Source organism: Acinetobacter sp. YH18001, from assembly GCF_013416975.1.
In the GTDB taxonomy this organism is placed as follows: Bacteria; Pseudomonadota; Gammaproteobacteria; order Pseudomonadales; family Moraxellaceae; genus Acinetobacter; species Acinetobacter pseudolwoffii.
The window spans coordinates 1-12,621 of record NZ_VPEU01000001.1 but is presented as its reverse complement, the minus strand read 5'-3'; the positions used below and the strand labels follow the sequence as shown (position 1 = coordinate 12,621).

The window sequence follows — 12,621 nt, the reverse complement described above, 5'->3', positions numbered from 1 at the left end:
AATTTATATAGTTGAAAAACCATTAACTTTTATTTAAAAGGGGATAAAAATCGATGCTGAGTATTTTTTGGTCAAGAGTGTGTTAAAGTAAATACAAATAAACATGCTTCATTTTAGCTTAGATATTGAGTTTCAAATACTTAAGCAGACTTTTTTTGAATATTAAATTTTCAAGTTATTCTTAATTAATTAAATATCAGCGCCTTGCGGTTATGAGTGTATTTGGATAGAAACAGATTAACAAATCCTTTAACCTATAGGTGAGTTTTCAGCGTTCAGTAAATATAGAATCTTTGTTATTGATTGTATAAATTTGGTCGGCAGTGTTTTCTATATTCCATACATATTCAGAGAGGCAGACATGGAACTAAAACTGCTAGAGGTCGGTCAGAATACGGAGCTTTTAAGCTCATGTCGTATATCTCTCATTTTAGGCGTCTATACCTCCAATAATTTACTAGACACCTTCTGTAAGGTTGCCCGTAAAGTCCTAGGCGTTAAAACCAGTATTATTGGATTCCATATGGAGCCGTATATCTGGTACAGCTGTCCGCACGGTTTTCGGGCCATGCATGCCCCGCAGGAAATTGCCATCCCTACATATCTGCAACAGGCAGATGTCATCGACCAGACTCATCCTGCTTATGCAGAATTGTCGAATTATGTGAAAGAGCTGGGTGTGGTGCATCACCGACTGGTCGCATTTAATTTAAAAGCGAATGCTGGTCAGCCGCTAGGTCAGGTGATTTTTTTTGATGATCAAACTGACATGTTTGATCAGGATGATATTGAGACCGTTAAGCAATTTGCTGAAAGTTTAGTAATTCGAATCCAACTCAATGAAGAACATACTGAGCTGAAAGAACTATACGAACAGCAATGTGCACAAAACTTTAGTACAACCAAATTTTTTCAGATCATCGCACATGATCTGCGTGCGCCATTTCATGGACTGCTGGGCTTTTCCGAAGTTCTGGCGCAGGAACGTGATACCTTGGATGAGTCCAGTATTCAGAGTATCGCGGATTATTTATATGATAATGCACAATCGACTTATAACCTGCTGGAAAGCTTGCTGACCTGGGCCATGGCCGAGGGCGGACGCTTTGTATATCATCCGATTAATTATGAACTCAAGCAATCCAGTAAAATTGTCTGCAGTGTATTGCACAGTCTGGCGTTGAATAAAAAAATTGAATTAATCGACAATATTCCCGAAGACATTAAAGTCCATGCGGATATCAATATGATTACTTCAGTGATGCAGAATCTGGTTTCCAATGCGCTGAAATTCACCCCGGTTAATCAAGGCGGTAAAGTCATTTTAGAGGCAGAAATGGACGGTGAGCAGGTTAAAATCACCATTCAGGATACCGGTCTGGGTATGACTGAAGAGCAAATACAGAATCTGTTCAAGCCGACGTTGATGGTGAGTGTCCGAGGTACCGCTGAAGAGAAAGGTGCTGGTTTAGGTTTGGTATTGTGCAAGCGCTTTATTGATCTGAATCATGGTCAAATCGCGGTGGATTCAAAAGAAGGTCGAGGTACGACCTTTACGGTGCGTTTGCCAATGGTCACCAATGATCATCAGGCACTGGTGCTTGAAGATCTGCATGCTGAGAAATCCTAAAAGATAATTTCAAACTAAAACACTCCCCCTGAGACAAAACTCCTGCTATAACTAAGCAGAACGTTTCGGGGGAAGAGTTGAGTGATGAATGCGACACAATTGCAAAAAACCTTAAGAGCAAGCCAATATGCTGAACAGGTATTGGCCAATCACCAGAGCCTCCTGGAACAGGATTATGCAATTGACCAGTTTCAGGCTGCACTCAGTCGGGAATATATTGACCAGCTGGTGCAGCACTGTATCCTGAATATTATAGACGAAGCCGCCTGGATGCGCGCCATGCGTATTCTGCGGGCCCGCCTGATGTTTCGCTGGATCTGGCAGGATGCCAATCAACTGACCGATGTCATCACTCTCACCCGAGAACTCTCCGATTTTGCCGATGCCTGTATTTGTGCAGCCAAAGATTTTGCCCGTATGCCGATTGCTGCCAAGTATGGCCAGCCGATTGCTTATAACGGTAAAGTTCAGGATCTTATTGTCATCGCTATGGGCAAACTCGGCGCGCAAGAACTTAATCTTTCCAGTGATATTGACCTGATTTTTGCCTTCGATGAACAGGGTGAAACCGATGGACGCAAATGTATCGATGTGCAGCAGTTTTGCATCCTGTGGGGACAAAAACTGATTCACCTGCTGGATCAGATCACGGCGGATGGTTTTGTGTTTCGGGTCGATATGCGTCTGCGTCCTTGGGGTGATGGTTCAGCCCTGGCCATTAGTCATGTGGCCTTAGAGAAATACTTAAGTCAGCATGGCCGGGAATGGGAGCGCTACGCTTGGATCAAGGCGCGTGTTGTCAATCCAAGTCCGGAAGGTGATGCTCTGCTTGACATGACCCGTCCTTTTGTCTTTCGTAAATACGTGGATTACAGTGCTTTTGAAGCCATGCGCGAAATGAAAACCATGATCGAGCGTGAAGTCCAGCGGCGTAATATTGAAGATGATATCAAGCTCGGTGCTGGCGGTATTCGCGAAGTTGAATTTATCGTGCAGGTCTTTCAGCTGATTTATGGTGGAGCCAAACTTGAATTGCAGGATCGCCAATGTCTGGTCAATCTGAACCATCTCGATGATGCCGAACTCTTGGATGAACAGGCAGTCCAAGATCTGGAAGATGCCTATCTGTTCCTGCGCCGGGTGGAACATGCGATTCAGGCCTTAAACGATCAACAAACCCAATCATTACCGACTGAGCCTGATTTACGTCAGCGAATGGTGGAGACCTTAGGTTTTGCAGACTGGTCAGATTTTATGACTGTCCTGAACCAGAAGCGAGCCAAAGTCATTTATCAGTTTGAGCATCTGATTAAGGAAAATGAACCGGAAACCCAGGTCGAAAGTTTTGTCCAGCTGGAAAAGAAGCTCAACGATGTTCTGGATGATGCCGCCAAGAATCTGGTTCATGAATTCTGGCATGGTCATGCATTGAAAAAGTTGCCGGCCAAGGCGATTCAACGTTTAAAAACCTTTTGGCCTTATCTGATTGAAGCGATTCTGGAGTCTGCCAAGCCGCAAATGGCGTTGTTGCGTCTCATGCCTCTGGTTGAGTCGGTGATGCGCCGTACTGTCTATCTGGTCATGCTGATTGAAAGTAAAGGCGCACTGCAACGACTGGTGAAAATGGCCACGGTGAGTCCCTGGATTTGTGAAGAACTCTCGCAATATCCGGTATTGCTGGATGAGTTTCTGTCGATGGATTTTGAGTTGCCGAAACGACAGGATCTGGAAGATTCTTTACGCCAGCAATTACTCCGTATTGAGATTGATCAGGTTGAAGATCAGATGCGGGTATTGCGCCTGTTTAAAAAATCCAATGTCTTGGCCGTAGCAGCCAGTGATGTTCTGGCTGAAAGTCCTTTGATGAAAGTTTCTGATGCCTTAACCGATATTGCTGAAGTATCTGTCAATGCAGCTCTGCATTTGGCCTATCAGATGGTGGCCAAAAGGCATGGTTTTCCACTGGATGCCGAAGGCAAGCGCTGTTCAATCGAGCATACTGCTTTTGCGGTCATTGGTTATGGCAAGGTCGGTGGCATTGAACTGGGTTATGGCTCGGACTTGGATTTAGTATTTATTCATTTTATGGGAGAACAGGCCGATACAGATGGACTCAAGCCGATTAGTGGTTTTGAGTTTGCCATGCGTGTAGCACAAAAATTCATGTCATTGATGACCACGCAAACCCTGGATGGGCGGGTCTATGAGGTCGATACCCGTTTACGTCCCTCTGGTGAAGCAGGACTCCTGGTCACCAGTCTGAAAGCCTTTGAACAATATCAGCTTAAGAGTGCCTGGTTATGGGAGCATCAAGCCTTGGTGCGCGCGCGTCCAATTGCGGGTGAGCTAAGCCTAAGACAAAAATTTGAAATCTTACGCCGTAATATTTTGATTCAGCCTCGTGATGAAAATTATGTGCGGGCAGAAGTACTAAAAATGCGTCAGAAAATGAAGGATCATCTGGGCTCCTCCAAAGCGCAGAAAAAAGATGGAATTTTTCATTTAAAACAAGATACAGGTGGTATCGTAGACATCGAATTTATGGCACAGTATGCGGTGTTGGCCTGGAGTGGGACGAATAAAGATCTCGCCCATTTCTCCGACAATGTAAGAATTCTTGAGGATACCGCAAAATCAGGTTGCTTATCCAGCGACGATGCGACTGCTCTGATTCAAGCTTATCTCAGTGAACGCGCCGAGAGCCACCGCTTAGCCCTTGCAAATCAATCCATGCAAGTGTCTGCAAGCGACTGGCACGATACCCGAATGACCGTTTGCAAGTTATGGCAAAGACTAATTGATCCAAGTGCAAGCTTTGCGCTGGATAGTGAATAATTGTGAAAAATTGGAGTTTGTGGCATGAATTTGGCTGATCGTGATGGTTTTATTTGGCAAGATGGACAACTGGTTGACTGGCGTGAGGCGAAAACCCACGTATTAACCCATACTTTGCATTACAGCATGGGTGTGTTTGAAGGCGTCCGAGCTTATGAAACTCCGAATGGAACGGCTATTTTCCGTCTAAAAGAACATACCAAGCGTTTGTTGAATTCTGCAAAAATTTATCAAATGAAAGTTCCATTTGATCATGCAACATTAGAACAAGCGCAAATTGATGTGGTGCGTGAAAATAAACTGGCATCTTGCTATTTACGTCCAATCCTTTTTATTGGCTCTGAAAAACTGGGTATTGCTGCAACTGATAACACGATTCATGCTGTGGTTGCGGCATGGAGCTGGGGTGCTTACTTGGGTGAAGAAGCCATGGCGAAGGGTATTCGCGTGAAAACTTCGTCATTTACCCACCATCATCCAAACGTGACCATGTGTAAAGCCAAAGCGTCTGGTAACTACACGCTGTCGATTCTGGCGCATCAGGAAGTCGCGCATTCGGGTTATGATGAAGCCATGTTGCTTGATCCACAAGGCTATGTATGCCAGGGGTCAGGCGAAAACGTATTCCTGGTGACTGACGGTGTAATTCATACCCCTGATATTGCCGGTGGTGCGCTGGATGGTATTACCCGTCAAACCATTATTACCATTGCCAAAGACCTGGGTTATGACGTGGTTGAACGCCGTATTACCCGTGATGAATTCTATATTGCCGATGAAGCGTTCTTTACCGGTACTGCTGCGGAAGTGACACCAATCCGTGAATATGATGACCGTCAAATTGGTGAAGGTGCCCGTGGTCCAATCACGACGCAAATCCAGAAAGCTTATTTTGATGCAGTTCAGGGTAAAGATCCTAAATATGCACATTGGTTAACTTACGTGAAATAAGTAATAATTTACTGATTGAAAAAACCTCTCATTTGAGAGGTTTTTTTTAAGGGATATACTTATTCTGCCGAACTTATGTCATCATATTCGGTATCCAGAAGATTTTAAGATGAGCTTAGGCATACGCAATGAGTAACATCGTTATTTGTATGAAATGGGGAACCAAATACGGTTCTGAATACGTCAATCGTTTATACAACATGGTTAAACGACATACGACAGTCGATTTCAAAATGGTCTGTCTGACGGATCGTACGGAAGGAATTAATTCTGAAGTACAATGTTTCCCAATTCCACCTTTGGCATTGCCTGAAGGTGCGCCTGAGCGTGGCTGGAATAAGCTGTCTACTTTTGAACCGGATTTATATGGTTTAGAGGGCAATGCGCTATTTCTCGATCTTGATGTGGTGATTGTCGATAACATCGATGAGTTTTTTAGCTATCCGGGTGATTTTCTGATTATCCATGACTGGAAACGTCCTTGGCGGATTACCGGCAACAGTTCGGTGTATCGTTTTAAACTGGGTGCATTTCCGGGACTTTTACCGTATTTCCGTGAAAATTTTGATGAAATCCGTCAAAAATTCCGTAATGAGCAGGCTTATTTGTCTTGGTATGTAGATAAAGAGGGCAAGCAGACTTATTGGCCAGAAAGCTGGTGTAAGAGTTATAAATATCATTGCCTGCAAAAAATTCCGATGGCTTATTTCAAGCCCCCAGTGAAGCCTGAAGGTGCCAAAATTATTGTGTTTCATGGTGAAATTAATCCACCTGATGCAGTCAATGGTGGTGGTGGAAAGTGGTACCGTTATGTGCTGCCTTCGCAGTGGATTAAGGATGCTTGGCAGTAAGTTGAACTAATGTGAAATTGAAAGAGATTTGATTTCAAATGCCTGTAAGAAAGAAGAGTAAGTTCGAACAATGGTTTTCATTTAGTCGCCATCAGCGTCGATTTGGAGCGGATAAGGTCTATGCTCAGTTTAATGATGTAGATCTTGATGCGCTTAAAAAACAGATCATTGATGGTAAAGAAACTCGCTATACCCATGGTTCTGCTAAAGATTTAAATGAGCATATTGAACAGCTTGAACAGGAATTTGTCGGTCAGTCTGCACTGAATCATTATCATGCCAGTTTAATTGTTCTGATACGCCGCGAAGTGGATGTTCCGAATAATTATGCAAAATTTAAAGCATTATGGATGACTGAGCGCGACTATTTACTGGCTTCATTAAACACGCGGTGGTTAATTTCTGCTTGTGATACTTTTATTGATTTAGAAGATGATCCGCTATTACAAGCAATTTTGATGAATGCAGTGATACTGATTAATACGATTAAGCTTCAAGAAACTGAAAGATTCTTGTGTGATCAGTCACTCGAAGTCAATTTACAGCATCAGGATTTATTGCAACAACAACGCTATGCTTTATTTGATGGCACTTCTGCATTTACTGTCGGGACAGATGATACCTTGCGTAATATGCGTTGGCGTCTAGAGCAGATATGTGAAACCCATGAGCTTGGGCAAATTGTGATGAAAGTTTTTGACAGATTGCAGCTTGATCAGAATAACAATGTGTATTCACGATTCAAACAGCGTCATACTCGTGATAAAACGAGATGGTGGTAAATGTGAATATTTTAATTATTAATTTAAAGACCTCACAGGATCGTCTCGATTTTCAAAAAAAGCAATTTGAAAAATTAGGCTTAAATTTTGAAGTATTAGATGCATTTTCAGTTGCAGACTTGAGTGAAGAGCAGTACCAGAAATTAGGTTTTGGTTGGCAAAGACCTTTACGTAAAGTGGAAGTGGCCTGCTTTCTGAGTCATCAAAAAGCGTGGGAAGAAGTACTGAAGAAGAATGAACCTTGTTTAATTCTTGAAGATGATGCAGTACTCGCTTCAAATACAAAAGAAATTTTAAAGAAAATCGAAGAGCACCACATTCAAGATGTAGATTTAATTAACCTTGAAGTCAGAAGTCGTAAAAAAATTATTAGCCGGACACCTGTATTCACTTTAGATGAGGTTCAGCTTAAATTATATAGTTTGTATCAGGATCGTACTGGAGCAGCAGGCTATATTCTTTATCCAAGTGGTGCGCAAAAATTATTAGACCGTTTGGCGCGGACAGCACCAGCGATTGCAGATGGGTTTATATTTTCTGCGTATGAATTACAATGTTTACAAGCTGAACCCGCAGCGATTATTCAAGAAGATCAGCTTGCTGCTTATGGTCTGATTGCTCAAGTAAGTTTTGATTCAACCATTGGACGCTCTGAACACTTTAAGTCTGAATTTAACTCGATTAATGAAAAAATTAAATTTAAAAAAAGACGGTTGGTGGGGCAGATTGCGATGGCGATGCGCTATTTGCAGGTCATGGGAAAAGCAGAAAAAAGATTGATTAACCTAGATCAAGCAAGATTTATTCAGGATTAGTGCTTCATGAAAAAAACAATCGTATTAGCCATTTTTACTTTACAGGGAAATGGCGCTGAACGTTTTGCTTTAACTTTGGCAAAAGGTTTAATTGATGCGGGTCATGAAGCACACATTGTTTATTTTAAAAATATTATTGATCTACCGATTCCTGAGGGGGTAAAACTCCACTTTTTTGATTATCAGAAATATCGTGCGATTCCAAAATTCATGCGGGCCATTTTTGCAGCAAAAGCATTTGATAATTTTGTATTAAAAAATATTGGGACTCCTGATCTTGTCCTATCAAACTTGTTTCCTGTTGATTTTGTATTATCAAAAAGTCGGTTACCGAATGTTCATTTAGTCATTCATAACACGACGAGTCTGGAATATGGCGAAAGATTAGAGGGAATGAGAAAACAGCTGGAAAAAATTTATTTAGCCAAGCCTTGTGTCGCTGTGAGTAAGGGTGTTGAATCAGACTTTATTGAAATATTTGGTTCAAAAAGTCGTATTACTACAATCTATAATCCGATTGATGTTGAACAAGTAGTCTCAACAGCAAATGAATATATTCCTGATATTGCAAAACCGTATATTGTAAATGTTGGAAAATTTAAGCAGCAGAAGCGACATGATATTTTAATTAAAGCTTATGCAAAAGCCGATGTTCAAGAAAAACTGGTTTTGGTCGGGACTGGTGAGTTATTAGAAGCTTCTAAAAAACTGGTTAAAGATTTGGGTATTGAAGATAAGGTGATTTTTACTGGCTTTCAAAAAAATCCCTATCCATATATTAAACATGCAAAGTTGATGGTTGTATCATCTGACTTTGAGGGTTTTAGTATTGCGATTTTAGAAGCCTTGGCTTTAGGTACGCCTATTATTAGCACTGATTGTCCTTCTGGGCCAAGTGAGGTGCTTCCCTTGCATCATTTGGTCCAAATACGTGATACTCAAAATTTGGCGCTCAAGTTGAATAAATTTTTACAAAGCCCTGATCAATTTTTAGTACATCTTGATGAAAAATTTTCTATCTCTACAGCAGTGAAGCTTTATTTAGATTTAAAAAAGCAAGATTAGCATCTTATTTGGTAGATATTTATGATAGTAGCTCAATCAGGTAGTAGCATTCGTCCATTACTCAGTATTCTTATTCCTGTTTATAATGTTGCTCCTTATTTAGCAGATTGTTTGCATTCAATTTTACCTCAACTTTCTTCAAATATTGAAGTATTGCTTTTAGATGATGCATCGACTGATGAAAGTGCAGATATTTTAAGAGATATACACCATTGCTATCCACATTTAAAAGTTTTCTATCAGAAAGAAAATGAAGTCATAGATAAGCTTAATAAGTATTTAAAAACTAACTATCAATATGATGATGAATTGATTAAAGATCAGGATTTTATAGATAGAATATCATTACCATTAAAGGAATTTGTAAATATTCCATCTGTAAAGTCTGAATTAAAGCTACATTTTGGACGTTCTAATATTGGTGAAGCACTACTAGCTGGTTATGAAATGGAAATTATTAATTTACTTGATAACAATGAAAGATATTCAGCTAGTATTTCATGGAATCTTATTGATTTTTTTAATGATTAATTCTTGATTTTCACTAAAATCAACATAATGTACTTTACAAAAATTTCTATTATTAAACTTCAATATCTTTAAAATCCCAACTTATCAGAGTTGGGATTTTTTTCATGATTTTAATTATTTAAATTAAAGAATATATTGAAATATAAATTTTAAGTCTTTTTACGTTGATTTAAAGTTTCTTGTCCGAGTTCTTTCCAAATCTGCCACTTCATATCATTTGGGTCGATTTCAGCAGTTTTAAGCAGAACTCCAAGTAATTCTGCTGGGTCCCGTTGACCTAGATTTGCAATCTCAAAAAGTGCACCTAATTGAATAAGGTGCCGTGTACGAGCTTTACGTTCAGCTTCCTTTTCAGCATTCAATAATTTTCTAACCACTACCTTTTGTTTATTCGCTCGATCTATGGCTTTTTCTGCTTTGATCAAGGCATTCAGTTTTTTCTCTTGGTCAGGGGTACGGTATTGGATTTGAGCTAATTCTAATAAAAGCTTTTGTGCATCACTGGGATTCTTTAAAGCAGAAATATAGGTAATTTTTTCAGACAGCCAATCATTATTCATATTCAATTCCTCAAGTAAGATACCGCAAAAGTACAGGCTCAATTCTCAAAGAACGATAACAAAATAATTACGTCCAATGTCCGCAATTTTGTTAAAGTTCGTCCTAGAGAAGTTCGCCTGTACTTCCATCAAAAATTTGATGGCGCGCTTAGACGTTTCTCAATTTCATTGAGAAACCTAAGCACGTTAGGGACTTCATCCCTAAAACCCTGAAACTTCTTTTTTTCGTTCAATTGAAAATTGAATGAAAAAAAGAAGTACCAAAGCTAGGAGCAACAACATGCAACTAAAACAGGTATTGGGAAAGATCAAAGATATTATTTTTGGCGTGATCGCAGCACCGCTACTCATCCTCATTATGGTGCTTGCTTCGATACTCGATCAAAGAGCGTTTAAGAAGGAACGCAACCGAAAAAAGGAACAGGATAAAACCTAATGGCGATTGCTCGTTTAAGTGTCAAAGTCGGTAAGGCAGGAAAGGCAGCACCGCATGCCGAATATATAGATCGGGATGAAGAAAAAAAGAAAAAAGAGGAACAGGCTAAAACTGACCTTGAACATAGTGACTATGGAAACATGCCGAAATGGGCAGAACATAATCCGATTAACTTTTGGCAGGCAGCCGACCTTTATGAGCGCAAAAATGGTAGTACCTACCGAGAATATGAAATTGCCCTGCCTAGAGAGATGAATGCCGAGCAACGCCTAGAACTGGTTGAGGACTTCATTCAGTCTGAAATTGGCTCAAAATATCCGTATCAGTTTGCGATTCATAACCCTAAAGCAATGGACGGCAACGATCAGCCTCACGTTCACCTCATGTTTAATGAACGTCTACAAGATGGAATCGAGCGAGATCCAGAGCAATATTTTAAACGCTATAACAGCAAGAATCCTGAACGTGGCGGAGCTAAAAAAGACAATACAGGCAAGAGTTACCAGGAACGAAAAACCGATATTAAAGACCTACGCCAAAGATGGGCAGATTTATGCAACAGCCATTTAGAAAAACATCAAATTGACAGCCGTATTGATATGCGAAGCTACAAAGAGCAAGGCATAGAGAAAGAACCTGAGAAAAAACTGCTACCAAGCCAAGCGAAGAATCCTGAAATCAGGGAAGCCCTGCAACAGTCACGAACAGTCCATAAAGAGCTTGAACGACTTGATTTAGGCGACCCGAAAAAAGACCTGAAAGACCTTAAAGACAGTCCAATTTCAGACAAAGAAATTAAACAGGGTATTGAAAGCTTTAAGGCTGATTTTGATACCTTCAAACAGCTTGCTTTGAAACAGTACAAAGAACAGCAGAAATTAGAACGAGAGCAACAGAAAACCATGAGTTATAAGGGGATGAGTCGATGACACCTGATGAAAAAAAGCTATATGCACTGATGGCAGTTGCAGAACAACAGCAAAACTTAGTTAATCAGGCCGTTAAAGAGCTTCAAATCACCGAGGAACGCATTCAGAAGGTCATCGCAGGGCAAACCCATCATACTGTATCAAAATCGCTAAATACGGGCTTACAGGAGGGTACAGCGGAACTTATTAAGACTGCCAAAGCACTTGGACATTTAAAAAATTCGATTGAATCAACCAGTGATCAATTTTCATGGAAGTTAATTACCATTTTCTTAGGTATTTTTTCAGTTCTCATACTGACTATGACGTGGCTATTTGCATCTTATATTAAGCCTTTAGAGAATATTCCAAAGATCGAGAGTTTAAGGCAGCAAGGTATTCAGTTTGATATTCAAAGTTGTGCCGTTGGAGAAGAGTCCAAGCCTTGCGTCCGAGTGATGAAAGAGCAGTGTGGCTATGGGAAGTATGGGGATTTATGCGTTATTGACCCCAAATAGCTAAATCTAAAAATGAAAGCTCTAAGCACTCATTTATAGTTTTTATTATGTTTTAAAATTAGTGGAAGTTAAGGAAATTATTATGTTAAAGCAATCAAGTTTAGAAAGAACAGAGTTTAAGGAAGAAGAACTTGCGCCCATTAAAAAGCTTGATTTGAATGATTTGAAAGTTCCTATGCCTAAAAACCTTGATCAGTTACTGATTTGGACATCCGAACTTGCTCAATATAATTATGCTCAATTCCTTGACCAATCCGAACAGCTAAAACTTGTTGATGAAGACAACCTGGAAGAACAGGCGGAAATCAGTCAGAAGCTTAGGTTCTATAGAGGTAATGCGCTTATAGAAAACCAAATCAAAGATTTCTATTTGAAAAAGTTACTTGATCAAGGGGAGGCAACAGTTAAAGGTTATATTAAAAGTCCGACTAAGAAAAATACCCGATATGCTGTAATTTCTTATCATGACTATGATTTTGGGTGGTGTTTCAAAAAGTATGCTGGCATTAAACGAATCCATTATTGATATAAAAGAACGCTAAATCAAAGGCTTTGTAATGATTTTCAAGCTTTTTGGAGAAGTTGCAGCTTCTCCTAAAGCCTCGCCTGATCCGATGCCGTAATCGACAATTATTGCCTTCTATACCCACAGTGAAAAATTTACCAATCAACTGTTTGCATTCTTTAAAGGTCGTAACAAAGCTATCCCAATGGTCACTTGATATACATGTATAGCTTA

General features: G+C 40.1%; 13 protein-coding genes and 1 pseudogene. 12 read left to right on the top strand and 2 right to left on the bottom strand.

Going from position 1 to position 12,621, the window contains the following annotated elements:
• The first annotated feature begins 361 nt into the window (after positions 1 to 361).
• The 8 genes from FTV48_RS00070 to FTV48_RS00035 all read left to right on the top strand — a co-directional run bounded on the left by FTV48_RS00070 (position 362) and on the right by FTV48_RS00035 (position 9,460).
• On the top strand, positions 362 to 1,630 hold the full coding sequence (locus tag FTV48_RS00070) for a sensor histidine kinase KdpD (protein ID WP_179999041.1): 1,269 nt from the start codon (positions 362 to 364) through the stop codon (positions 1,628 to 1,630).
• 84 nt (positions 1,631 to 1,714) lie between these two features.
• Positions 1,715 to 4,465 carry a bifunctional [glutamate--ammonia ligase]-adenylyl-L-tyrosine phosphorylase/[glutamate--ammonia-ligase] adenylyltransferase gene (glnE, locus tag FTV48_RS00065; protein WP_100355735.1) on the top strand — a complete coding sequence of 917 codons (2,751 nt, stop codon included), beginning with the start codon at positions 1,715 to 1,717 and terminating at the stop codon, positions 4,463 to 4,465.
• A 24-nt stretch (positions 4,466 to 4,489) separates the two neighbouring features.
• Positions 4,490 to 5,416, top strand: coding sequence for a branched-chain amino acid transaminase (locus FTV48_RS00060; protein ID WP_179999039.1), 927 nt, complete (start codon positions 4,490 to 4,492; stop codon positions 5,414 to 5,416).
• Positions 5,417 to 5,544: 128 nt separating this feature from the next.
• A complete protein-coding gene (locus tag FTV48_RS00055) occupies positions 5,545 to 6,267 on the top strand; it encodes a glycosyltransferase (RefSeq protein ID WP_179999037.1) in 723 nt (240 codons plus the stop codon).
• Between the two features lie 38 nt (positions 6,268 to 6,305).
• Positions 6,306 to 7,049: a hypothetical protein gene (locus FTV48_RS00050; RefSeq protein ID WP_179999035.1), complete on the top strand. Its 744-nt coding sequence runs from the start codon at positions 6,306 to 6,308 to the stop codon at positions 7,047 to 7,049.
• 2 nt (positions 7,050 to 7,051) lie between these two features.
• On the top strand, positions 7,052 to 7,864 hold the full coding sequence (locus FTV48_RS00045) for a glycosyltransferase family 25 protein (protein WP_253602684.1): 813 nt from the start codon (positions 7,052 to 7,054) through the stop codon (positions 7,862 to 7,864).
• A 6-nt stretch (positions 7,865 to 7,870) separates the two neighbouring features.
• The gene (locus FTV48_RS00040) at positions 7,871 to 8,929 is read left to right on the top strand and encodes a glycosyltransferase (protein ID WP_179999031.1); all 1,059 of its coding nucleotides are present in this window, start codon (positions 7,871 to 7,873) and stop codon (positions 8,927 to 8,929) included.
• A 21-nt stretch (positions 8,930 to 8,950) separates the two neighbouring features.
• Complete coding sequence (locus tag FTV48_RS00035; protein ID WP_179999029.1) at positions 8,951 to 9,460, top strand: glycosyltransferase family 2 protein; 510 nt, start codon at positions 8,951 to 8,953, stop codon at positions 9,458 to 9,460.
• 149 nt (positions 9,461 to 9,609) lie between these two features.
• Here the strand turns inward: FTV48_RS00035 and FTV48_RS00030 are convergent, their stop codons facing one another.
• Positions 9,610 to 10,020: a conjugal transfer protein TraD gene (locus FTV48_RS00030; protein WP_163167895.1), complete on the bottom strand. Its 411-nt coding sequence runs from the start codon at positions 10,018 to 10,020 to the stop codon at positions 9,610 to 9,612.
• A 280-nt stretch (positions 10,021 to 10,300) separates the two neighbouring features.
• Between FTV48_RS00030 and FTV48_RS00025 the strand changes: the two genes are divergently transcribed.
• The 4 genes and pseudogenes from FTV48_RS00025 to FTV48_RS00010 form a co-directional block, all read left to right on the top strand.
• Entirely contained in the window at positions 10,301 to 10,456 is a 156-nt protein-coding gene (locus FTV48_RS00025) for a hypothetical protein (protein WP_171521753.1), read from the top strand.
• On the top strand, positions 10,456 to 11,385 hold the full coding sequence (locus FTV48_RS00020; RefSeq protein ID WP_163167893.1) for a MobA/MobL family protein: 930 nt from the start codon (positions 10,456 to 10,458) through the stop codon (positions 11,383 to 11,385). Before FTV48_RS00025 ends, FTV48_RS00020 begins: the two co-directional genes overlap by 1 nt.
• The gene (locus FTV48_RS00015) at positions 11,382 to 11,882 is read left to right on the top strand and encodes a hypothetical protein (RefSeq protein WP_163167891.1); all 501 of its coding nucleotides are present in this window, start codon (positions 11,382 to 11,384) and stop codon (positions 11,880 to 11,882) included. Before FTV48_RS00020 ends, FTV48_RS00015 begins: the two co-directional genes overlap by 4 nt.
• Positions 11,883 to 11,964: 82 nt before the next feature.
• Positions 11,965 to 12,360: pseudogene (locus FTV48_RS00010) on the top strand (hypothetical protein); the annotation flags it as partial.
• A 28-nt stretch (positions 12,361 to 12,388) separates the two neighbouring features.
• On the opposite strand, the gene FTV48_RS00005 reads toward FTV48_RS00010, so the two are convergent.
• Positions 12,389 to 12,621, bottom strand: a 233-nt coding sequence (locus FTV48_RS00005; protein WP_257218539.1) for an IS1 family transposase, incomplete at its 5' end; no start/stop codon positions are given.

Coding starts and splice junctions, on each gene's coding strand:
- FTV48_RS00035 (WP_179999029.1), top strand. CDS start 8,951: ATGATAGTAGCTCAATCAGGTAGTAGCATTCGTCCATTACTCAGTATT.
- FTV48_RS00060 (WP_179999039.1), top strand. CDS start 4,490: ATGAATTTGGCTGATCGTGATGGTTTTATTTGGCAAGATGGACAACTG.
- FTV48_RS00040 (WP_179999031.1), top strand. CDS start 7,871: ATGAAAAAAACAATCGTATTAGCCATTTTTACTTTACAGGGAAATGGC.
- FTV48_RS00020 (WP_163167893.1), top strand. CDS start 10,456: ATGGCGATTGCTCGTTTAAGTGTCAAAGTCGGTAAGGCAGGAAAGGCA.
- FTV48_RS00055 (WP_179999037.1), top strand. CDS start 5,545: ATGAGTAACATCGTTATTTGTATGAAATGGGGAACCAAATACGGTTCT.
- FTV48_RS00025 (WP_171521753.1), top strand. CDS start 10,301: ATGCAACTAAAACAGGTATTGGGAAAGATCAAAGATATTATTTTTGGC.
- FTV48_RS00070 (WP_179999041.1), top strand. CDS start 362: ATGGAACTAAAACTGCTAGAGGTCGGTCAGAATACGGAGCTTTTAAGC.
- FTV48_RS00050 (WP_179999035.1), top strand. CDS start 6,306: ATGCCTGTAAGAAAGAAGAGTAAGTTCGAACAATGGTTTTCATTTAGT.
- FTV48_RS00030 (WP_163167895.1), bottom strand. CDS start 10,020: ATGAATAATGATTGGCTGTCTGAAAAAATTACCTATATTTCTGCTTTA.
- FTV48_RS00015 (WP_163167891.1), top strand. CDS start 11,382: ATGACACCTGATGAAAAAAAGCTATATGCACTGATGGCAGTTGCAGAA.
- glnE (WP_100355735.1), top strand. CDS start 1,715: ATGAATGCGACACAATTGCAAAAAACCTTAAGAGCAAGCCAATATGCT.